Source organism: Novosphingobium aeonii (assembly GCF_052279045.1).
Lineage (GTDB): Bacteria > Pseudomonadota > Alphaproteobacteria > Sphingomonadales > Sphingomonadaceae > Novosphingobium.
On record NZ_CP176833.1, the window covers coordinates 1,735,480 to 1,755,000 of the forward strand.

Annotated in this window: 16 protein-coding genes and 2 pseudogenes (1 of these 18 only partly in view); 7 read left to right on the plus strand and 11 right to left on the minus strand. The window is 60.7% G+C overall.

Annotated features, from left to right (window positions below):
• Positions 1 to 1,062, minus strand: a complete 1,062-nt coding sequence (locus tag ACLIMP_RS23030; protein WP_443478434.1) for a DUF3800 domain-containing protein — start codon at positions 1,060 to 1,062, stop codon at positions 1 to 3.
• A 9-nt stretch (positions 1,063 to 1,071) separates the two neighbouring features.
• A complete protein-coding gene (locus ACLIMP_RS23035; RefSeq protein WP_443478435.1) occupies positions 1,072 to 1,398 on the minus strand; it encodes a hypothetical protein in 327 nt (108 codons plus the stop codon).
• 302 nt (positions 1,399 to 1,700) lie between these two features.
• Between ACLIMP_RS23035 and ACLIMP_RS23040 the strand changes: the two genes are divergently transcribed.
• From ACLIMP_RS23040 to ACLIMP_RS23060, 5 genes and pseudogenes are all read left to right on the plus strand, one after another.
• Positions 1,701 to 2,504, plus strand: coding sequence for a hypothetical protein (locus ACLIMP_RS23040; protein ID WP_443478436.1), 804 nt, complete (start codon positions 1,701 to 1,703; stop codon positions 2,502 to 2,504).
• Positions 2,505 to 3,007: 503 nt separating this feature from the next.
• Positions 3,008 to 3,913, plus strand: coding sequence for a tyrosine-type recombinase/integrase (locus tag ACLIMP_RS23045; RefSeq protein WP_221937281.1), 906 nt, complete (start codon positions 3,008 to 3,010; stop codon positions 3,911 to 3,913).
• 4 nt (positions 3,914 to 3,917) lie between these two features.
• Positions 3,918 to 4,097, plus strand: a pseudogene (locus ACLIMP_RS23050) (transposase zinc-binding domain-containing protein); the annotation flags it as partial.
• Between the two features lie 62 nt (positions 4,098 to 4,159).
• Positions 4,160 to 5,328, plus strand: a protein-coding gene (locus tag ACLIMP_RS23055) for an IS3 family transposase (RefSeq protein ID WP_443478072.1) whose coding sequence is annotated in 2 segments (ribosomal slippage) — positions 4,160 to 4,421 and positions 4,421 to 5,328 — 1,170 coding nt in all. Because the reading frame shifts where the segments join, the coding sequence is not laid out codon by codon here.
• Positions 5,329 to 5,358: 30 nt separating this feature from the next.
• Positions 5,359 to 6,381 (plus strand): annotated as a pseudogene (locus tag ACLIMP_RS23060) (IS91 family transposase); the annotation flags it as partial.
• 386 nt (positions 6,382 to 6,767) lie between these two features.
• On the opposite strand, the gene ACLIMP_RS23065 reads toward ACLIMP_RS23060, so the two are convergent.
• On the minus strand, positions 6,768 to 7,820 hold the full coding sequence (locus ACLIMP_RS23065) for an alpha/beta hydrolase (RefSeq protein ID WP_443478437.1): 1,053 nt from the start codon (positions 7,818 to 7,820) through the stop codon (positions 6,768 to 6,770).
• Positions 7,821 to 8,094: 274 nt separating this feature from the next.
• Between ACLIMP_RS23065 and ACLIMP_RS23070 the strand changes: the two genes are divergently transcribed.
• Positions 8,095 to 8,727, plus strand: a complete 633-nt coding sequence (locus ACLIMP_RS23070; protein WP_443478438.1) for a tyrosine-type recombinase/integrase — start codon at positions 8,095 to 8,097, stop codon at positions 8,725 to 8,727.
• Between the two features lie 583 nt (positions 8,728 to 9,310).
• A protein-coding gene (locus ACLIMP_RS23075) for an IS3 family transposase (RefSeq protein ID WP_443478072.1) occupies positions 9,311 to 10,479 on the plus strand; the annotation gives its coding sequence in 2 pieces (ribosomal slippage) (positions 9,311 to 9,572 and positions 9,572 to 10,479; 1,170 coding nt in all).
• Here the strand turns inward: ACLIMP_RS23075 and bla are convergent.
• The 8 genes from bla to tnpA form a co-directional block, all read right to left on the minus strand.
• On the minus strand, positions 10,471 to 11,202 hold the full coding sequence (gene bla, locus ACLIMP_RS23080; protein ID WP_443478439.1) for a metallo-beta-lactamase: 732 nt from the start codon (positions 11,200 to 11,202) through the stop codon (positions 10,471 to 10,473). The two genes, ACLIMP_RS23075 and bla, sit on opposite strands and share 9 nt — an antisense overlap.
• Positions 11,203 to 11,728: 526 nt before the next feature.
• Positions 11,729 to 14,260, minus strand: coding sequence for a KAP family P-loop NTPase fold protein (locus ACLIMP_RS23085; protein ID WP_443478921.1), 2,532 nt, complete (start codon positions 14,258 to 14,260; stop codon positions 11,729 to 11,731).
• Complete coding sequence (locus tag ACLIMP_RS23090; protein ID WP_443478440.1) at positions 14,175 to 15,749, minus strand: hypothetical protein; 1,575 nt, start codon at positions 15,747 to 15,749, stop codon at positions 14,175 to 14,177. The genes ACLIMP_RS23085 and ACLIMP_RS23090 overlap by 86 nt, the downstream gene beginning before the upstream one ends.
• 215 nt (positions 15,750 to 15,964) lie before the next feature.
• Complete coding sequence (locus ACLIMP_RS23095) at positions 15,965 to 16,975, minus strand: site-specific integrase (protein ID WP_443478441.1); 1,011 nt, start codon at positions 16,973 to 16,975, stop codon at positions 15,965 to 15,967.
• A 95-nt stretch (positions 16,976 to 17,070) separates the two neighbouring features.
• Entirely contained in the window at positions 17,071 to 17,367 is a 297-nt protein-coding gene (locus ACLIMP_RS23100; protein ID WP_443478442.1) for a hypothetical protein, read from the minus strand.
• Positions 17,367 to 18,977, minus strand: a complete 1,611-nt coding sequence (gene tnpC / locus ACLIMP_RS23105) for an IS66 family transposase (RefSeq protein ID WP_443477962.1) — start codon at positions 18,975 to 18,977, stop codon at positions 17,367 to 17,369. Before tnpC ends, ACLIMP_RS23100 begins: the two co-directional genes overlap by 1 nt.
• Before the next feature lie 62 nt (positions 18,978 to 19,039).
• A complete protein-coding gene (gene tnpB / locus ACLIMP_RS23110) occupies positions 19,040 to 19,387 on the minus strand; it encodes an IS66 family insertion sequence element accessory protein TnpB (protein WP_255535862.1) in 348 nt (115 codons plus the stop codon).
• Positions 19,384 to 19,521, minus strand: partial view of an IS66-like element accessory protein TnpA gene (tnpA, locus tag ACLIMP_RS23115; protein ID WP_443477961.1) — the 3' portion only. Its footprint extends 237 nt past the window's final position; only the last 138 of its 375 coding nucleotides appear in the window; the start codon falls outside the window, past its right edge; it ends in the stop codon at positions 19,384 to 19,386. The genes tnpB and tnpA overlap by 4 nt, the downstream gene beginning before the upstream one ends.

Below are 19,521 nucleotides of genomic sequence, written 5' to 3' on the forward strand. Positions count from 1 at the left end.
TCAAGCCGGCGGTTTCGCCGCGAAATGCTTCGAGAAATAGTCGATTACATCGGCCGCTTGCGTGCCCCGCCGAAATTGCTTCTGCGCTTCGAAGTCCATGCTGGGCACGAGATGGATGAACTGATCCTCGGCATAGAGCGGCAGGAGTTTGTCCGGATCCAGTCCTCCCGAGCGTCGGCCGGCCATCGTGTTGCCAGCCTCGATCGCTGCGCCGATCATCACGTCCGCGAGCTGTACGGCGGGGCTGACCTTAGAGTCGACCTGGCGCACTTCGGTCAGCTTCAACGGAAATTTGAAACTTGCGACCTCTGACTGCCGAAGCTCGATTTCCCCTTCATGGTCGATGAAGCGCTGGATGAGATCGTTATAGGTGCCGAGGTTCTTCGACTGGTCGTGCTCGACACGATAAGGGCCGTCGCTCATCACCTCCATCCGGGTGATCAGCGATTGCAGCACCACCATAGCCGCGTCGGTTGTGACGCCGGGAGTTGCAATCGCTGCGAGGCAGTTCGGGCAGGCATCTCGTGCAAGCGGTCCAAGTCCCTCGCGGAATTGCTGCCAGTCTGTCCGGCGCGCGGCCGCGACTAAATCGCTCAACGCCTCAGGGGATTTCTCCCGCACCGCGCGCTGAAAGGCAGCGAACATTGCGGCCAGTTCTGCTTTTCCAAGCAGAACTGGCCCGGCCATCGCGAGCAGAGAGGCCATCGAATAGTTCTGGCCATCCTCGTACAAATTGGCCCCACGGGCATGATACCAGGGTTCAATCGCATAGTCGCAGAACATCAGGATCAACAGAAAGCGCTTGTCGCAGACGTAGGTCACGCTCTGATACCCGCGGAACAGGTCGCTCAGAAGGGCCAGCAGCCGGGGGTGGTTGGCGGGTCGCCGCGATAAGGCCCGATATTTCAACTCGGCCGCCTGAAGGGTGGGAAAATGTTCTTTGATAAGGCGGGCGGCATCATCATCGTCAATCGCAACCGCCGTCGCTCCCTGAAACGGCTGATCGGTATTAAGAAGGTCGAAGCCGGTGTAGCCGCTCTCGTCGATGCGGAAGCACTTCATGATGCGGGGTCAGCCATAAAGCGGTGTTTCGTATCGGCACTCGTGAACGAACGGCGACGCCGTATTATTCAACTCGGCCCGCATGACATGAATGTCCGGTGCATTAGAGAATGGCTTTGAGCTATCCCACCATCGCGCGTGGACGCGCAACTCGATACCCGAACCGTCGGTGTAGCTGTAATTCCAGCGCTGGCTTATGGTTTGAGGCTCCTCGCTGCCAACCATGCCGGCCGCTTCCGCGGCTCTGGGAACGGCATAAATGTCTTCGTCCGCAGTCGCCTTATCGATGATGGCAACGAAGCGATAGTAAAGCTCGAGCGATGTGATCTGGGTCATTGTGAACAAATAACAATCGCGGTTCCCACGCGGAAGTGGTTTGTCGGTTCGGAGGGCCGATTTACCCTATTTTAGAGCAGAGCGGTTGGACAAGACGTGAAGGAGGGCGAGGCCGCGCCGAGGTTTCGGAATAAGGAACACCCCAAAACACAATCATGCGAGACGGCTGCGCGTGTCAAGACACCGAGCGCCACCGAACAGGTATTTTTAGCCCGCCAATTTTCTGTGCATCAAGTTCCGACAAGCGCGCTGCGAATCGCCAGAAAGTGGTTCGTACTTCAATTGCCAAAAGAGGCGGACAGATGACGAAACTAGACCCGACCGAATTTTGCGAAGCAATCCTGCGCAGCGAAATCGCCTACAATACCGAAAACAACGTTGTCCCGAGCGAGAGCGCTGTCGCCGAGCGGCTACTGGGGCGGCGCATCGAGATGATACCCGTTTATACGGAGCTACACAGGAAGCTCGCCCCCGATGAGCAGGCGATCCGCGTCTTTCTCAGTGTTATCCTTTCGGCCACTTTCTGGGATCTTGAGGCGATCGCCGAGGCTCGCGGCGCTCGCGCACGCCTGGAGGAAGTCAACGCCGAGATCGCCGACACTGCCGCGGAGCTCGTTCAGCTCCTTCGCGAGCGCGAGAAATTGCACAATCAGTCCGGCTTCTATTCCAATACCGAATACCATCCGCTCAATCTGATCGATCGGGCCGGAGAGGACGTTTACCTCTACAAATCCTACGTGAGGGAACTGCTGAAGGCGATGCGCACCTATGACCTCAAATATTGGCCACGGATCGCGGATTGCATCGCTGTTCTCGGGCGGGACGCCGAGGATGCGGAGATCGAGGCGAGCGACGAAATAACCGAAGCGGCAACCAACGCCAGCCGCAAGGGTCTCGCCGACTATTTGAAGGCGATCTTTGCAGCGATTGAAACGCGGCGCCAAGGACTCCCGATCCTGCTGCCGCTCGACTTCAAGCTGAGCGACGCAAGCTTCGCCGCGTTGGTCAACTGCTCGCTCGATCTTGGTGCCGACGACGGGGTCGGCGCCGATTTCGTCAAAGGCGTCCGTCAGCGCGAGAGGGCGCGCAACGGAGCGGGCGCCTGAATCGCGAAGGCCTCGATCTCATCCGGCCGCAAGGGCGCAGGCTCACCGTCAGTCCTCTTCGTCCCATTCAGTCATCCAGACGATTTCCACGACCCGGTGAACTGGCACCGAACGGCATTTCACGAACTTGGTTACTGGGCAGGCGGGAGGCGCTATAGCCCGCTTAGCCGATCGGACCTTGTTCGTGGCCCCCATCAGAGCCAGCAGTCTACGCCGACTGCATAAACAGGCCGGACAGACGACTGCACCCGGCGGAACTTCAGATCATAACTTTATGCTTGCAATCCGGGAGCCATCCACAGCGGACGGTCCGGACCTGCGGATGCGAAATTGGCAGCTGAATGGCGACAAAGGGGCGGTCGTGATAGGAAGGGCTTGGGACTTGGACGAACCCGCTCCGCGGGAGGGGTGTTTGGGGTGAGGTCGCGCCGTAATTGCCAGACGTTGGTTGGGGCGGAGTCGCCATGAGATTGTGAGGTTCCTTCAACGCAAAGGAACTCACCATGGACACTACGATTATGTCGGCCCCCACCGGTTCGCTGCGCCAGCGGATGCTACAGGATATGAAGCTTCGAGGACTCGGGGTGCATACGCAGCAGGACTACATTCGCCACGTACGATCCTTCGCCGCGTTTCTGGGCCGCCCTCCCGACACCGCCAACGCAGAAGACCTCCGGCGATTTCAACTCGACCAGCATCGGCGCGCCGTTGGACCGGCGACCATCAACGCCGCAGTATCGGCTCTGCGCTTCCTCTTCACCATGACGCTCAAGCGGCCGGAGATTGCGCTGGGTCTTTCCGTCATACGGTGTGAACCCAAGCTTCGAGATGTCCTGAGCGTCGAGGAGGCCGCACGACTGATCGAGGCAGCCCCAGGCATCAAGTACAAGGCCGCCTTCAGCGTGGCTTACGGCGCAGGTTTGCGCGTGTCCGAAGTCACCCACCTCAAGGTTGGAGACGTCGACAGCGAGCGCATGATCATCCGTGTCGAACAGGGCAAGGGACGCAAGGACCGTAACGCCATGCTCTCACCGCATCTGCTGGATCTGCTCCGGCAATGGTGGCGCGAAGGCAAGCGCCGCGGAGTGATGTTGCCCCATGGATGGCTGTTCCCGGGTCGCAATTGCACGGATCCGATCTCGGCGCGCCAGTTGAACCGCGCCGTGCATGAGGCGGCGGAGTTCGCCGGGATCCACAAGCGAGTGAGCCCGCACACATTGCGCCACTCGTTTGCCACTCACCTGCTTGAGCAAGGTGTGGATATCCGCGTCATCCAGGTGCTGCTAGGCCACACAAACATCGACACCACCGCCATCTATACCAAGGTTTCGAGCAAGACCATGCGGGCGGTGGCCAGCCCGCTCGACCAGATTGTGGCCTTGATGGAAGGTAGAGCACCTCCCGGTTAAGCCGGTGCGCATCTCGCTCGAGGTCGCCGATATCTTCCGTTGTGCCGGGTCCGCGTATCGCGCAGCCCATGCCGGGCATCTCAGTCTCGGCCAGCTCAAGGTCATGACGGCCATCGAGAACTGTCGCACCGCCGCGCTGGGCGGTCACATCGAGGCCTGCGACGACTGCGGGCACTGGCGGGTTGATCTGCCCCCTTCTGAGTGGCCCAAAATCTGTTTTAGATTTGGCCACGAAGGAGGACTTGAATGGCGAGGAAGCACAAGCCGGAAGAGATCATCGGCAAGCTGCGTGAAGCGGAGATCGTGCTGGCGCAGGGCGGAACGGTGGCGGATGCGTGTCGCCGGATCGGCGTCACCGAGCAGAGCTACTACCGCTGGCGCAAGGAGTATGGCGGCCTGAAGATGGACCAGGCTCGGCGCATGAAAGAGCTTGAGAAGGAAAACGCTCGGTTGCGGCGGGCGGTGTCAGATCTGACGCTGGACAAGTTGATCCTACAGGAGGCCTCGCGGGGAAACTTCTGAGCCCCGCGCGCCGCAGGCGCTGTATCGATCATATCCGGGGCATGATGCCGGTGTCCGAGCGGCGGGTCTGCCGCGTGCTCGGGCAACATCGATCGACGCAGCGCAAAACGCCGCGTGGGGCGGATGACGAAGCAGCCCTGACCGAGGATATCATCGCGCTTGCCCGGCAGTATGGCCGCTATGGCTATCGCCGGGTGACGGCCTTGCTGCGCGATGCCGGTTGGCATGTGAACCGCAAACGGGTGGAGCGCATCTGGCGCCGTGAAGGGCTCAAGGTGCCGCAGAAGCAACCGAAGCGTGGAAGGCTCTGGCTCAACGACGGATCATGTATCCGCCTGCGACCGGAATATCCGGGCCATGTGTGGTCTTACGACTTCGTCGAGGGACGCACACATGATGGCCGCAAGTTCCGCATCCTGTCGATCATCGACGAGGCCAGCCGCGAGTGCCTCGCCTTACCCATCGCGCGACGGCTGCGCAGCGAGGACGTGCTGGCGACTCTCGCCGAGTTGTTCGTCACACGGGGGCCGCCGGCGCACATACGGTCAGACAATGGCCCTGAATTTATCGCCAATGCCGTGCAGCAATGGCTGGCGAAGATCGGCGTGAAAACGCTCTACATTACACCCGGCAGCCCATGGGAAAATGGCTACTGTGAGTCCTTCAACGGCTCGATGCGTGATGAGCTCTTGAACGGGGAGATCTTCTACACCTTGGCCGAGGCGAAGATCCTGATCGAGGCCTGGCGGCGGCACTACAACACCGTCAGGCCTCATAGTTCGCTGGGGTATCGACCGCCGGCCCCGGAGACGGCGACGGCGCCATGGCTGCCCTCCGGTTCCGCTACGCTGCACCTACGGCCAGCCATGGCGCCGGAGGCAATCTTACACTAACAAACAACCCGGACCACTCGGTGGGGGCCGGTCAGGGTCGCCTACAACTCGTGCCGCAACCGGCATTGTCCCAAGTGCCAGGGCGCCGCGGCGCGCACCTGGCTGGCGGCGCGCGAAGCCGATCTGTTGCCGGTCGGCTACTTCCATGTCGTGTTCACTGTACCCGCCGAGATCGCCGCCATCGCGTGGCAGAACAAGGCGGTGATCTATGACCTGCTGTTCCGCGCGGCTGCGGACACGCTGCTGACCATCGCCGCCGATGCTAAACACCTCGGCGCACGGGTCGGCATCACTGCCGTGCTGCATACTTGGGGATCGGCGCTGACCCACCACCCGCACGTGCACATGATCGTGCCCGGTGGCGGCATCGCGCCGGACGGCACGCGGTGGATCTCCTCGCGCCCCGCCTTCCTGCTACCGGTGCGCGTGCTGGGCGCATTGTTCCGCCGGCTGTTCCTCACCCGCCTGCTGGCATTGTTCGATGCCGGCAAGCTGGGCTTCTTCGGCGCTCATGCCCATCTTGCCGCCCGCACGACATTCCTGCGGCATCTCTCGCCGATCCGGAAGAAGCGCTGGGTGGTCTATGCCAAGCCACCCTTCGCCGGCCCGCAGGCAGTCCTGGCCTATCTCTCGCGCTACACCCACCGCGTCGCGATCTCGAACCGGCGGCTCATTGGCTTCGACGGGTCCGGCGTGACATTCCGCTACAAGGATTATCGCCGTAATGCTGCTGAACGTCAGCAGGTCATGACGCTGGCGACCGACGAGTTCATCCGCCGCTTCCTGATCCACGTCCTGCCGCGCGGCTTCCACCGCATCCGGCATTATGGCCTGCTCGCCAGTTCAGCGCATAAGGAGGCCATGGCACTGGCTCGTGGGCTGCTGGGCCTCGCCGCGCCGGTCGAGGAGCCCGAACCCGACGAGCCGCCTGATCACCGCCCGCCATGTCCGTGCTGCGGCGGGCACATGACCATCATCGAGGCCTTCGCGCGTTGGTATCAGCCTCGCGCACCGCCGGCGCCAACATTCCTGACCCGGAAATACGCGCCATGATCCGGCATGGCTCACCCTACAGCATGGCCGAGGTCATTCCGTCTCGGCCCATACGGAAAAGTGCGCCCACCTCACGGGCTCGATCAAAACAGCGCACATTGCATACCGGGTCAGGGAAGCAACGCGGCCTAATCGTACCCAAAGCCCTTGCCAGCCTGCCTATGATGGGCAAACTGGCACGTCTGCCTCAGTCAACCAGATCCACACCAAAGCCCTTTTGCCCATAGATCGGTGGATGGGGCCCGCGGGTTCCTCCATGTCAGGATTCCGTACGCAAGCGCCCGAAATCCTTGGACGTTTCTGCCATTCCAGGGTCACTCTTCGAATGGCAGGTATCGCCAGAAACTGCGGTTAAGCGACTAACTCCTTGACCATTCGCATCCAAATTATGCAAATGCACGACGCAGAGCCGCTACCTTTGATGCTGTAAAATCCTTGGCCACTTGGGTCGATGCGCCAATTCCGTCAAAACCATGGAAGGCACCGGGCACAACTTCCAGCTGGGTTGGTACGCCAGCGTCGATCAGGCGTTTGGCATAGGCGATATCCTCGTCGACAAAAAGATCGATCGATCCCACACCGATGAAGGTTGGCGGCAGGCCCGAAAGATCACGGTGGCGTGCCGGGACAGCCTCTTGCGGGGTCTTGTCCGTTCCCGGCGGCATGCCCAGAAACGCCTGCCATCCAAAACGGTTTTTCACCACATTCCAGACAATCGTACCGATGGGCGCGGGCGGCGCTTTTGTGGTGCCTGTGCGGTCATCGAGCATGGGATAGACAAGAATCTGTGCCACCAGCGGAATCTTTCCGATGTCGCGTGCCTTAAGCGCCAGCAATGCCGCATGGCCGCCGCCAGCACTTTCGCCCATGACAGCAATACGTCCACCATCGACACCCAAAGCTTTGGCCTCATCATGCAGCCATTGCAAAGCGGCGTAATTGTCTGCGGTAGAGCCTCGAAAATCGGTTTCCGGGGCAAGGCGGTAGTCCACCGTGACGATGGTGCAATCCAGTTCCAGCGCCAGATGCTGCAGGTCGGCAATCATACTGATTGCCTTGCCGCTGATGAACCCGCCACCATGCGTGTGCAGAATCGCCGGACGCCGCTTCGTCACATCACTATTGACGACATAGACGCTGACGCTGGGGTTCCCGGGCAGGCCTTTGATATTCCGTTGATCCCACTTGGGATATTCCAGCGGTGGTTGCGCCCAGGCGCCCATGCCTTGACGCGTAAGGGCTAGCGTTTCTGACGAGAGCTCTGGCATAGACCCGACCAGTTGGAGCAACTTTTTGGCAAAGGGGCGCAATTCGGCATGCACGTAGCTGAAATCAGCTGGCTCGCCGGCAAACGCTGCTTTTGCAAAGCCACCCAGCCCCATTGAAGCTGTGGCCGCCGCTAAAAGGCGGTGCAGATCCCGCCGTGACAGTCCATCCATCCCTGTTTCTCCCTGTGTTTCGGGGATGGATACGACTGTAGCCTGGCATATTCAATTATAGTTATTTTTCGGAAATCCATAGGTCAGAGCTATGGACATCTAGCAACCGAGGACCACGATCCCCAACCGGCGACTGCGCTCATTAGGCCCTATTCGGCGGGACCGGCCATTCAAACATCTGCTGCCGAATGCGGCCCGAGCCGCATAGCCACTCCTGCGCATCCCCATCGGCAAGCGTTCTGCAGATGGTCAATGTGGCCATAGGAGAACGATCATGGAGATGCCCGAAACAGAACTAACCGCCGCTAAGCGCCCGGTTTGGAATGCCGGAAGGACCGTGGGTGCAAAGCGGGCCCTGAAACCGAGACAGATCTGGGAAATCCGCTTCTACCTCAATCAGCGCCGCCGCCTGCGAGATCGGGCGCTGTTCGATCTGGCGATCGACAGCAAACTTCGGGGCTGCGACCTGGTGCGGATGAAGATCGGCGACCTTGTCAGCGGCGGTCAGATCCGAACGCGGGCAATCGTCATGCAGCAGAAAACAGGCCGGCCCGTTCAATTCGAACTGCTACCAGATGCTCGGGCCAGCTTGTTGGCATGGCTCGAACGTCGGGGCGGCACGGTGGACGACTATGTTTTCCCAAGCCGGGTTGATCACAAAGGGCACCTGAGCACACGACAATATGCTCGGCTTGTCGACGAATGGGTGTCAGGGGTCGGCCTCATGCGGAGCGAGTATGGCACCCACTCGCTTAGGCGAACGAAGGCATCGATCATCTACAGGGCGACTGGCAATCTACGGGCTGTCCAGATTCTTCTCGGTCATAGCAAGATCGAGAATACCGTGCGCTATCTCGGGATAGACGTGGAGGACGCGCTTGCCCTTGCCGAAAACACCGAGATCTGAACCCTTGGGCGCCCGTTTCCGGTAGAGAGCCAGACACGGGCGCCTGGGACAAAACTGCCGTTTACGAGCGCCACCCCGAACGGTAGGTTCCGGATCAAGCAGCCGTCCGCCGGGCTGCAGCCGGCTAGCCAGCGGACGAGATGCCTGGCCGATTGCGGAACGACCGATCGGCGACGTGGAGCGATTTACCGGCAGAGTAAGGAGAGGCTCCCGCGGTGGAGTCGCTCAACAATGCCCCGAGCCGAGCTATCCTAGACAATTACTTTTCCTCGCTTAGACGCTGGGTCAACGACGCGTCGAACCGGTTAGCTAAAGCCTCGCATGCTCCGCGCGCGCGATAGCCATCCGGATCGCCGCGCAGCTTAGCCAGCTTTTCTTCCCCGCCGGAGTGCTCGGGGTGACCGGTAATGAGGATGTCACAAGGGAGCATGCGCATGGTTGCAAAAGACTGGTGAAACTTGCGTACAACGGCAGGATGTTCCGAATATCTGTAGGTTCCATCGGTCAGTGAGTTCAGGCTTGATCTGCCCCCTTCTGAGTGGCCCAAAATCTGTTTTAGATTTGGCCACGAAGGAGGACTTGAATGGCGAGGAAGCACAAGCCGGAAGAGATCATCGGCAAGCTGCGTGAAGCGGAGATCGTGCTGGCGCAGGGCGGAACGGTGGCGGATGCGTGTCGCCGGATCGGCGTCACCGAGCAGAGCTACTACCGCTGGCGCAAGGAGTATGGCGGCCTGAAGATGGACCAGGCTCGGCGCATGAAAGAGCTTGAGAAGGAAAACGCTCGGTTGCGGCGGGCGGTGTCAGATCTGACGCTGGACAAGTTGATCCTACAGGAGGCCTCGCGGGGAAACTTCTGAGCCCCGCGCGCCGCAGGCGCTGTATCGATCATATCCGGGGCATGATGCCGGTGTCCGAGCGGCGGGTCTGCCGCGTGCTCGGGCAACATCGATCGACGCAGCGCAAAACGCCGCGTGGGGCGGATGACGAAGCAGCCCTGACCGAGGATATCATCGCGCTTGCCCGGCAGTATGGCCGCTATGGCTATCGCCGGGTGACGGCCTTGCTGCGCGATGCCGGTTGGCATGTGAACCGCAAACGGGTGGAGCGCATCTGGCGCCGTGAAGGGCTCAAGGTGCCGCAGAAGCAACCGAAGCGTGGAAGGCTCTGGCTCAACGACGGATCATGTATCCGCCTGCGACCGGAATATCCGGGCCATGTGTGGTCTTACGACTTCGTCGAGGGACGCACACATGATGGCCGCAAGTTCCGCATCCTGTCGATCATCGACGAGGCCAGCCGCGAGTGCCTCGCCTTACCCATCGCGCGACGGCTGCGCAGCGAGGACGTGCTGGCGACTCTCGCCGAGTTGTTCGTCACACGGGGGCCGCCGGCGCACATACGGTCAGACAATGGCCCTGAATTTATCGCCAATGCCGTGCAGCAATGGCTGGCGAAGATCGGCGTGAAAACGCTCTACATTACACCCGGCAGCCCATGGGAAAATGGCTACTGTGAGTCCTTCAACGGCTCGATGCGTGATGAGCTCTTGAACGGGGAGATCTTCTACACCTTGGCCGAGGCGAAGATCCTGATCGAGGCCTGGCGGCGGCACTACAACACCGTCAGGCCTCATAGTTCGCTGGGGTATCGACCGCCGGCCCCGGAGACGGCGACGGCGCCATGGCTGCCCTCCGGTTCCGCTACGCTGCACCTACGGCCAGCCATGGCGCCGGAGGCAATCTTACACTAACAAACAACCCGGACCACTCGGTGGGGGCCGGTCAATGTCGGCACAGGTATGAACATCGCCCTCTGCTGACCTGGTACACGATGACCAAGACCAGCTCATGCTACCGGGCGTGTGGCCAGGTGTTGCGTGTGCGGTAACAACGACGTTGCCCAGCCGGATTCGCTGCCCATCACGTACTACAGTCACACGGCTGACAGATGGATAGGTGAATAGCGACGAGCGCTGCGGATCCTCGGCGCCGCTGCGTCCGGCGCGCAGCACCGGGGCGGCGGCAGCACTGGCCATCACTTTTGCCCCGCTGGCGCTGGCCAGAGCTGCTATTCCTCCGGCATGGTCATAATGCGGTTCGGTGCTGAGGATGTATTTTACATCCTGAATGCTGAAGCCTGCCGATTTAAGACTTGCCTCAACAAGTGGGGCGGCTTGTGGAAGTCCGGCATCGATCAGGATTAGTCCATCATCGGTGACAATCATCACCACATTCAAATGCGTGAAACCTACCAGCCAAGTCGAACCGAAGATATTGATCGGCCCGGCAGGCACAAGCCAGCGAGGGGCGAGATCCACTGCAATAGGCCGAGTAAGAGCGTCGACTGCGCGCAAAGCTGGCGGATTTGCATCTGCGCTTCGCGCAGCAGAACTTGCCGTCAAGGCGAGCGCAGAAATCGCGCCCATCCTGGCAAAGCATCTGAAGCTAGCCATCAAAGGGTGATGAAGTGGCATCGCGCTGGCCCGTCCGTAGAATGCGCGCGGGACGAATGCCTCCGCATGATACGCATCTCGTGCGTATGACTTTCTGTGGTGTGTGAACGAAGCGTTTCTTGTTATTGCCCGAGCGGTGGCCAAACACCAGACGCGGGTCAGCGTTGGGCATTACGCACGAACCGCAGCAATTTCACAAGCTCAGGATTGGACGAACCTGGGTTTGCTCAGACATGACGAAGGACAGCTTCCAAGTGATGGACATTAGCCGCTGTCCGACGACAATGGGCGTCTTGCTGCCAAGCAGCTATCAAACTTGCGAACGACCGGAAATGTCAGGAGCGGAGGTTCGAAGGTCCGGGTCGGAAAGTCGTCTTTTGGTCGTACAGCCGCCGAGAAAGCGGACCTTCCGCACCTAGGCAGTGAAAATTAGCTGCTGAGAGTCCGACAAGGGTCGATGCCGCAGACACGCTTCCAATAGGTATTGGTAATCCGCCCCCAGAGTGATCGATGCCTGCTCGGGGAACGTGATTGGCTAGGGACCAGTTCAGCGTGACTGGATGATCTCGATCAACCTCTGGGCGACTGCACTGGATTGGGGGACCTGCTGGAGTGCGGTAAGACGTTGTAACAGTGGTGGCATATCGACGAAGGCTGACAGATTGCGAAACCGAAGAACTTCGCGCCTGGCGGCGAGATTTGGCGCGTTCTCGTCCACGAGCATTCCCAGCGTTGCGAGCATCGCTTCGTCCGTTTCCAGTAGCGGAGCGAGCATGTTACTCGGACCCTCCGGCTCGCCGCCCTGCTTCCAGGCGAACAATATCGATACAGGGTCCGCGCAAGCGACAATCGCATCCCAACCCAGCGGGCGATATCTCGCCAGCATCCGATCGGTGACTAGGTCCAATTCCTCTTCGTGAAGGAGCCGAACCTCGACAGATTTCGCGCGCCCTCGATCGACACGTCCATGATCAAAGGTCTCTCTACGAAATACGTCGGTGAGCCAGTCCAGGGCTTTGCCGTTACCGAACATATTCATGACCACGACCATTCGATCCGGCTGATCTGCGAGAAGGACAGGCAGCATGTCCTGCGCCCGCTCGAACATCGTATTCGAAAGTCCGAAATGAGAGGGGCGCGCGGGATAGAGCTCGTCCATACCGTTTGCGAAGGCGAGGAGCAGGTTGGCGCTCATGCCGGCATCGAGATCGCCGTAGATCCCGGCGCTGAGCCTAGCGAGCAGCAGATCGCCTTTTGTCAATGATCCGGAAGCTGCCTGTGCGTGGAACTGCTTCAATACTTCGATGGTAGCATCTGCACTCTCGCGCGCGGCGGCGATGAATGCCGCGACCTCGCTTTCTAAAAGAAGGTGGGCCGGTCCGCCAAGTGCGAAATAGAGACGATAGTGGTCTGGACTAGCGAGCCGCTTCCCGCGGATCGCGGCATCGCGATCACGAGCCTCGACATGCCTGTGAAGGACGAACGGGTCACCATCAGACCGGTGTGTTTGCGCCAGCCCGGGCAGTTGTGCGGCAAAATAGTGCCGGTACATCGTTGCGGCGAAGCAGCCCTCCGGAACCGTGGCGAGCAGTTCGGCGGTACGAGCTCGCAGCTCTTCCTGCGCGATGCGTCCATTCTCCAGCGAGATCAGCGCAGCCTCGGTGCAATATTGCTCTACCCAGCGATACAGCCGCGGGTTCCCACCCTTTATGAGTTGGAGCCAAACGAGGTCGGCGAGGTCGGCTCCGGCATCGCGTAGCGGCGGCCACAGGAACCGCACCGCGTCGAGGGTTCTTACGACCGCGCGCGGCGTCTGCAGCTGCCTTGCGCCTTCGTATGCGATAACAGTGCGCAATCGCTGCCGTTGATCCTGGTCTGTGACCGAGGCTATCTTTTCAAGCTCATCGGCCAGCCAGTGTTGCAGGTGCAGAGCTTCGGGCTTGGGAACCATGGTGCTGACCTGAACGATCTTTTCTAGATAGGCGTGGCCGTCGTTGATCCCTGCAGCCGTCTCAAGTCCTTGCGCCAGTACGTCGCTATCATAGCATAGAAGGTAAATGATGGTGGGCAGGTCCACGACCGAGCGGACAAGCCGCAGTATCTCGATCACCTCGGCTGGTTCGAGCCGGTCGACATCATCAATGGTGACGACAATCCGGCGGCCCAGGTCGCGAAGAGCTGCGATTAGCTTCTCCTTGCGGTCGGAAAGGGTCGTGGGCTCGCGCTTGCTGCACACCTTGTCCAGCGATGAGAGGAGTTTCCCGAGCCATTTGATCCATGTTTGGCCGCTGGCATCACCTACAACCTCGATGGCCTGCCCGGCCCGGCTTACGCCGCTCATGAAGGAGCGCATCGCTTCGGCGGCGACTTTGGCCCGGGTTACTGTTAGGCGTGTAGCGTCGCCCTTGCCCAGTGCAAGCTGGTCGAGCTCGGCCGAAATGTCGTTGAAGAGGCTTGTTATGAGCGCGTCGCGCTGTCCAACCAGCCACGGCTTGAACCGGACGATGCTGGGGGCTTTGCCCGGCGGCAAGGTAGCAAGTTCCTGTTCGACCATGAAAAGCAGGCTCGATTTTCCCGAACCCCACTTCCCGTCGATACCGATCACGAGGCCGTCATTGGAAGCATCGTCGACAAGCGAAGTCGCAAGTCGACGCGCCACTCCGCTGAAACCCAGCTTGTCGACGTCGTCTGGTCCGAGGGCGCGGTCGCCCCTAATGGCCAAAGAACTTGTACATGCGGACAATTTTGTTGCTCCGATGGAAAGGCTAGAGGGACACCCAGATAATCCCCTCGAGATGGTTGGTATACGATACAGGCGCCGCGTTGCCGACGCGATCGGCGGGCGAATGACCGCTAGATGTCGATCCCGCCGTTCCTTCAGCGAGCAAAGAACGACCGGGCCTGGTCGAGTCCGGAACAAAGAATTTTCGCGTGAATGTCGTGTAAGACGTGTCCGGTTAGGCCGCGTTTCTGAGGCGAGTGCCGGACGAGCCTCAGGTCCCAGCAGCTTCCACCGTCTGGACCGCAATGAAGCGCGCAAGCGGTATTTCGGCGAGAGGACGCTGCGTCGCCATCTCACGAGCGACGAGCGCCATTTCGATCCATTGCGGATCGTCGCCCTCACCTCGCTGCGCGAACGCACTCCAGGCGGCAACGCTGGCCCAAAACGCGCGCTTGGGTTCCAGCACCGTCTCGATAATCGCGGCGATGCGGTCCTCGATCTTGCGCTTCCCTTTGATCGCCAATGTGACGTCGTCGCCATTCTCAAACCAGGACTCAAGTTGAGGGTTGGTTGCGAACCATCGGCCGGAGGCGCGCACGGCCCTCTCAACCGCCCTGGAATTGCTCGCTGCCTCGTCCACGCCCTCGAGCATCGAGGCAACAAGATCATGCACCGATACAGGCTTGGGCGCTACATCCGAGAGCCCGATAAGCGTGATAGCCTGTACGAGACCAAACGGGGGCGGCGAACTGGCCGAGCCATCCGCAAGGGCGCTGCTCAGGAGCAGCGCAGTATCCTCGGCCGTCGCTTCATGGAGCGACATCTCCGACGCGATGTGGCCGAGCATGTCTTCGATCTCAGGCCTGCTTAGCGAGCCCGCTACCCAGGCGTCGCGCACACCGTGCCCCTGCTTGACCAGAATCGAAACCAGCGCGTTCTTTCTGCCCTGCTTGATAGATGCGAATATGCTTTGGGCCCCTGCCCCATCCCGCTCGGATATCAAGAGCTCCCTGACCTGGATCGCGAGGCGCTTTTCGGACACCGATCTAACAACGCGCGCGGCTTTGATGATCGCATCGATCGCGCGGCGCCGATCTTCGGCCACCCAGTTCCGGATCAGCATAAGGTACGTAGCCGACGCTGCCGATACCAGCCCGCGGCCGGCGGTCTCTTCAATCATGGAGGCTAACGGAGCCGCGATCGCGGGTTCTGCAAGAAGCCACCCGATCGCAGCCTCGCGCAGACTGGACTCTTCGGCGAGGACAAGACCTTCCAAGAGACTAAGTTGCAGCCCGGCAGGCATGGCTGCCGTCAATTCGGCGAACTGGCTGTGGACCAGGAACGGATCGCCCTCACAGGCTTTCACCAGGTCCTTCAACATCTCGTCAACATCGGGCGGCGGGAGATTGCGCTGGCTGGCTCCGGTCTGGATCATCGTGTGATCCATTGCGCTGCGTATATCGCCCCCCACCTCGACGCCGGCCCGCGAGAACGCCGAGACAAGCGCCAGCGCTGCCGTCGCCGCGAGCTTGCCGGTACGGATTTGCTGAGCGATCGCGGTCCTGACGTTCTCTATGGCCATGGTCGCATGACCGCTTCCCGCATCGCTTCGCTGCCGCAGCTGCTCGAGAGTGTTGCCAAGCATGAAGGAATAAGCGTGATGCATCATCGCGTCAGGCCGCTTCTTGCGCCCTTCGGCGCCCGCGAGGTCAACGATGAGCAGCAGGGCTTCGGGCTGCTCCGCCAGCATATCTGCGATGCTGTGTGCGCCGGGCGACAATGCCCCCGAGCGGATATCGTCGCGAACCATGCGCGCGATCTGTTGAATGGCGGCACGTGGCGTCACGATTGATGCTCCTTTCTCGCAGGGGATTGGGCCATCGGTACAACTGTCGGCGGGGCGACGACAATCCCATTTTGCCACGCCCGGAATATCAAGGTTGGCTCGATGAAGGGCAAAGAGCACGTTCGTGCACGCATCAGCGCCGCAAGGGCGCTGCTGCGAGGCGCACCCGCAAGGGGATGCGCTGGCGCGTCGGCGGGCGCCGCGCTGAGTAGCGACTAGGCGCCGATCAGATCGTCATCTTCGAATGCCACGGGCACAGGCTGCCGGTGGCGCTTAGGCTTGACCTTGCGTACATTCACCGACGCGGCGCTGATCATGTTCTTGATGTGCGCGGCGTAATGCTTCTGGATCATCTCGACGCTGGTACGGCAGTTTCGCGCGACTGCGTAGACGTCGGCGCCTTCCATGAGCCGCAAACAGATATACGTGTGGCGCAGCGAGTACGCGGTCCGCGCTTTTCCATCTCGATCAAATTTCAACTCCGCCCTGGCAAGCACACCGTTGAACAGCTTCACGTGATTGCCTGGGAAGACCTTGTCGGTCGGCTTCGGAAGCTGAGCCTCAGGTGCTTCAGGCGCCTCATCAATTCCGGCCCAGCGCCGTCGCTGCGCCGCGCGGCGACTTTCCCCTTGCACGGGCCTCGGACGATTGAGCAGCCGCTCATAGGGGCGCACGGCATTGGGCATACTTTTGCAGAAGCCCACCCCCCGCTTACCGCGAACCTCGATTTCCAAGATCTGCTGTCCCGTCTCATCGTCGATGACGATCTCAACATCGCGGTGCTCAAGGTTGGAGGCTTCATCGGGTCTCAGGCCGGTATTGGCCATGAACAGGACGTAGTCATGCACCTGCTGCGCGTTCCACGCAAAGTGCGCGTGGAACGGCTCCTTCGCGTAGGCCCCGGTGGCCTTATAGAGCTGCTTGTACTCGGCCGGACTGAACCAGGGCCGATGCTCCACCTTGCTCGAAGCGCGATAAGGACTGGAGATGTCGGGTAGGTGCGACAGCCAGCCATGGCTCACGGCGGTGCGCAGCACCTGGCGCAGCGTCACGATTTCGTTGTGAAGGGTTTTTCGGGCAGGCGGCTTATCCGAGACCGGGCGATTGCTCTTCGAATGCGGATTGGCGATGCCCCGCGAGGACATCCGGTGCACCCGGTACTCCTGCACTTTGCCGCCCGTGATCTCGGAGAGACCAAGGTCGCCAAAGAACGGCAGCAGATGCACGCGAAGGCGAATACCGTGTCCCTCCGTCCAGCGCTTGCTGCGCTGGCCCTCGGTGATGATCTCGTATTCACGCAGGAACTGTAACCGTCCGATTGTTACCGCGGTGGTTGGGCCTTGAAGCGCGTAGCGAGTTCGGGGTCGCCGACGAAGGCATCGAGAAAGCCGTGCCAGGTCTGGGTGGTGCGGCGTGCTTCTCGAAGCATATCTGACAATTTGTCGACGCCATCGTCGGTGAGCGCCGTAATGGTCTCATCGGGGCCAGTGTAAACGCTGATGATGCTGCCGTATGTCAGATTGTCGCCGCTCCAGATGATGGCTTGCAACAGCTCCACGTCCTCGCCGAGCATTTCGGCAGCATAGGCCAGTGTGTGCACATGGGTGATCGTGGCCATCAGGCTACCTCTGCCAACGGTACCAAGGGCACCCATTTCCAAGGCAGCAATTCCTCGATCCGGTTGATCTTGTGATCATGGATACGGCCGAGCACGTCGGCGAGATAAGCCTGCGGATCAAGACCGTTCATCTTGGAACTTTCAATAAGCGTCATGGCTCGCGCCAGTGTTTCAGCGCCTGCTTCGGAGCCGGCGAAGAGCCAGTTGCGTCTTCCTAGACCAATAGGTCTGACGGCTCGCTCAGCGGCATTGTTATCGATGGCGACGCGTCCGTCTTCGATGAACAGTGAGAAGGCCTGCCAGCGACCCAAGCCATACCTAATGGCGCTGGCCAAGTCGCCCTTGACGGGGATGCGGGTGAGTTGCTGCTCGGCCCAGGCGCGCAACGCCTCGAGTTTGGGTTTGCTATGCTCCTGGCGGACGGCACGCCGAACATCGGCAGGTTTCCCGACAATTTCGCGTTCAATGTCGTACAGCTGGCCGATGCGATCGAGGGCTTCTCGCGCTATCGGGGATTTGTTCGCTTTCCAGATGTCGTGGAAGTCACGCCGCCAATGGGCGAAGCAGGCAGCTTCCCGGAAGCGCGGTTCGCCGTCCGCGCCGGGCTGATAGAGCTTCGCATATCCCTTGTAGGCGTCGGCCTGGAGAATGCCGCTCGCATTGCAAAGGTGGTTTTGCACGTGCTCCGCCTTCCAGTTGGGGGCAAAGCGATAGACCACACCCGGCGGTGCCGGCCCGTTCCACGGGCGCTGATCGCAGACATAACCCCAGATCCTGCCTTGCTTCACGCCCTTGCCGAGCCCCTTGGCCCGCCTTGTGTGATCCAGCACCTGGATCGGTGTATCATCGGCGTGGATGACGGTGCTGGCCAGGACCGATGCCTCAATACGCTCGATCAAGGGCTGCAGGCTTCGCATCGCCTTGCCGCACCAGTCAGCCAGCGTGCTGCGGGGAATGTCAGCGCCCATGCGGGCAAGGATTTCGTTCTGCCGGTACAGCGGCAAGTGATCGTCGAACTTTGAGACGAGCACGTAGGCAAGCAGGCTGCTTCCGGCCATGCTGCCGGGGATCGGGCGGCTCGGAGCCGGCACCTGCACCATTTTCTCACAGCAGCGGCAGGACTTCTTCGGCCGCGCGACCTCGATCACCTTCAGCTTGGCGGTAATCATTTCGATGATTTCGCTCACGTCCTCGCCGACGAGGCGTAACTCGCCCCCGCAATCGGGACAAGCGCTGCCCGGGTCGAGTTCTTTTCGCTCGCGCGGGGTGTCAGGCGCAACGCGCGGGCGCCGGGCCATGGCCCGTGCACTGTCTACGTGCGCAGTGGCCTCATCCTCTTCGACATCACTCGGCGAAGCGACGGTTTGTGCCGCGGCGACCAGAATGTCCTCTAGGGCCAGTTCCAGCTGCTCGATCTCGCGTTCGATCTTTTCCGAGGATTTGCCGAAGGCCTGTTTCTTCAGTTTGGCAATGCGCAGACGCAGGGCCTGAACCACCAGATCATGTGCACGGACCGTTGCCGCCAGCTTCGCGTTTTCCGCCTGCAAGTCGGCGATTATCGCCTTCAGCAAAGCTGGGTCTTCGGGAAGATTTTGCGCCGCGCTCAGCATGATCCCGCTTACCAGCCAAGGGCAGGAATATCCATGAAAACAGGTAGATTCAAAAACAAAAATCAGCCCACATGGGCAGGCGGCGCGCCCCAATTTGGGCGCCTCCAGTCGATGCCTTCCCAAAGCATCGCGAGTTGTGCCGACGTCAGCCGCGCCGTCCCGTCTGCAGCGGAAGGCCAAGGAAAACGGCCACGCTGCAAGACCTTGTAGTACAGGCAAAATCCCTGCCCATCCCAGTACAGGAGCTTCACCCTGTCGCCGCGACGTCCTCGAAAAGCGAACACCGCGCCGCTTGTCGGTTTCTGTCGCAGCACCGTCTGGGCCAGCTGACCAAGACCAGAGATGCCTTTGCGCATATCAGTGACGCCGCAGGCCAAGTAAACCCGCACGCCAGTTCCCGGCCCTATCACGCCGCCTCCACGCAGCGGATGAGCCGTGTCAGGGAGATGATCTCGATGTCGCTTCCAAAGCGCAAAGTCCGGCCTTTCGTCAGGCGCAGCTCAACCATGGACGTCGCGCCTGGGCCAGGGTTGTAGGCAACTTC

What these genes read in the sequence shown, in the direction of transcription:
- ACLIMP_RS23030 (WP_443478434.1), bottom strand. Translation starts at nt 1,062, where the DNA reads ATGAAGTGCTTCCGCATCGACGAGAGCGGCTACACCGGCTTCGACCTT.
- ACLIMP_RS23035 (WP_443478435.1), bottom strand. Translation starts at nt 1,398, where the DNA reads ATGACCCAGATCACATCGCTCGAGCTTTACTATCGCTTCGTTGCCATC.
- ACLIMP_RS23040 (WP_443478436.1), top strand. Translation starts at nt 1,701, where the DNA reads ATGACGAAACTAGACCCGACCGAATTTTGCGAAGCAATCCTGCGCAGC.
- ACLIMP_RS23045 (WP_221937281.1), top strand. Translation starts at nt 3,008, where the DNA reads ATGGACACTACGATTATGTCGGCCCCCACCGGTTCGCTGCGCCAGCGG.
- ACLIMP_RS23065 (WP_443478437.1), bottom strand. Translation starts at nt 7,820, where the DNA reads ATGGATGGACTGTCACGGCGGGATCTGCACCGCCTTTTAGCGGCGGCC.
- ACLIMP_RS23070 (WP_443478438.1), top strand. Translation starts at nt 8,095, where the DNA reads ATGGAGATGCCCGAAACAGAACTAACCGCCGCTAAGCGCCCGGTTTGG.
- bla (WP_443478439.1), bottom strand. Translation starts at nt 11,202, where the DNA reads ATGCCACTTCATCACCCTTTGATGGCTAGCTTCAGATGCTTTGCCAGG.
- ACLIMP_RS23100 (WP_443478442.1), bottom strand. Translation starts at nt 17,367, where the DNA reads ATGGCCACGATCACCCATGTGCACACACTGGCCTATGCTGCCGAAATG.
- tnpC (WP_443477962.1), bottom strand. Translation starts at nt 18,977, where the DNA reads ATGCTGAGCGCGGCGCAAAATCTTCCCGAAGACCCAGCTTTGCTGAAG.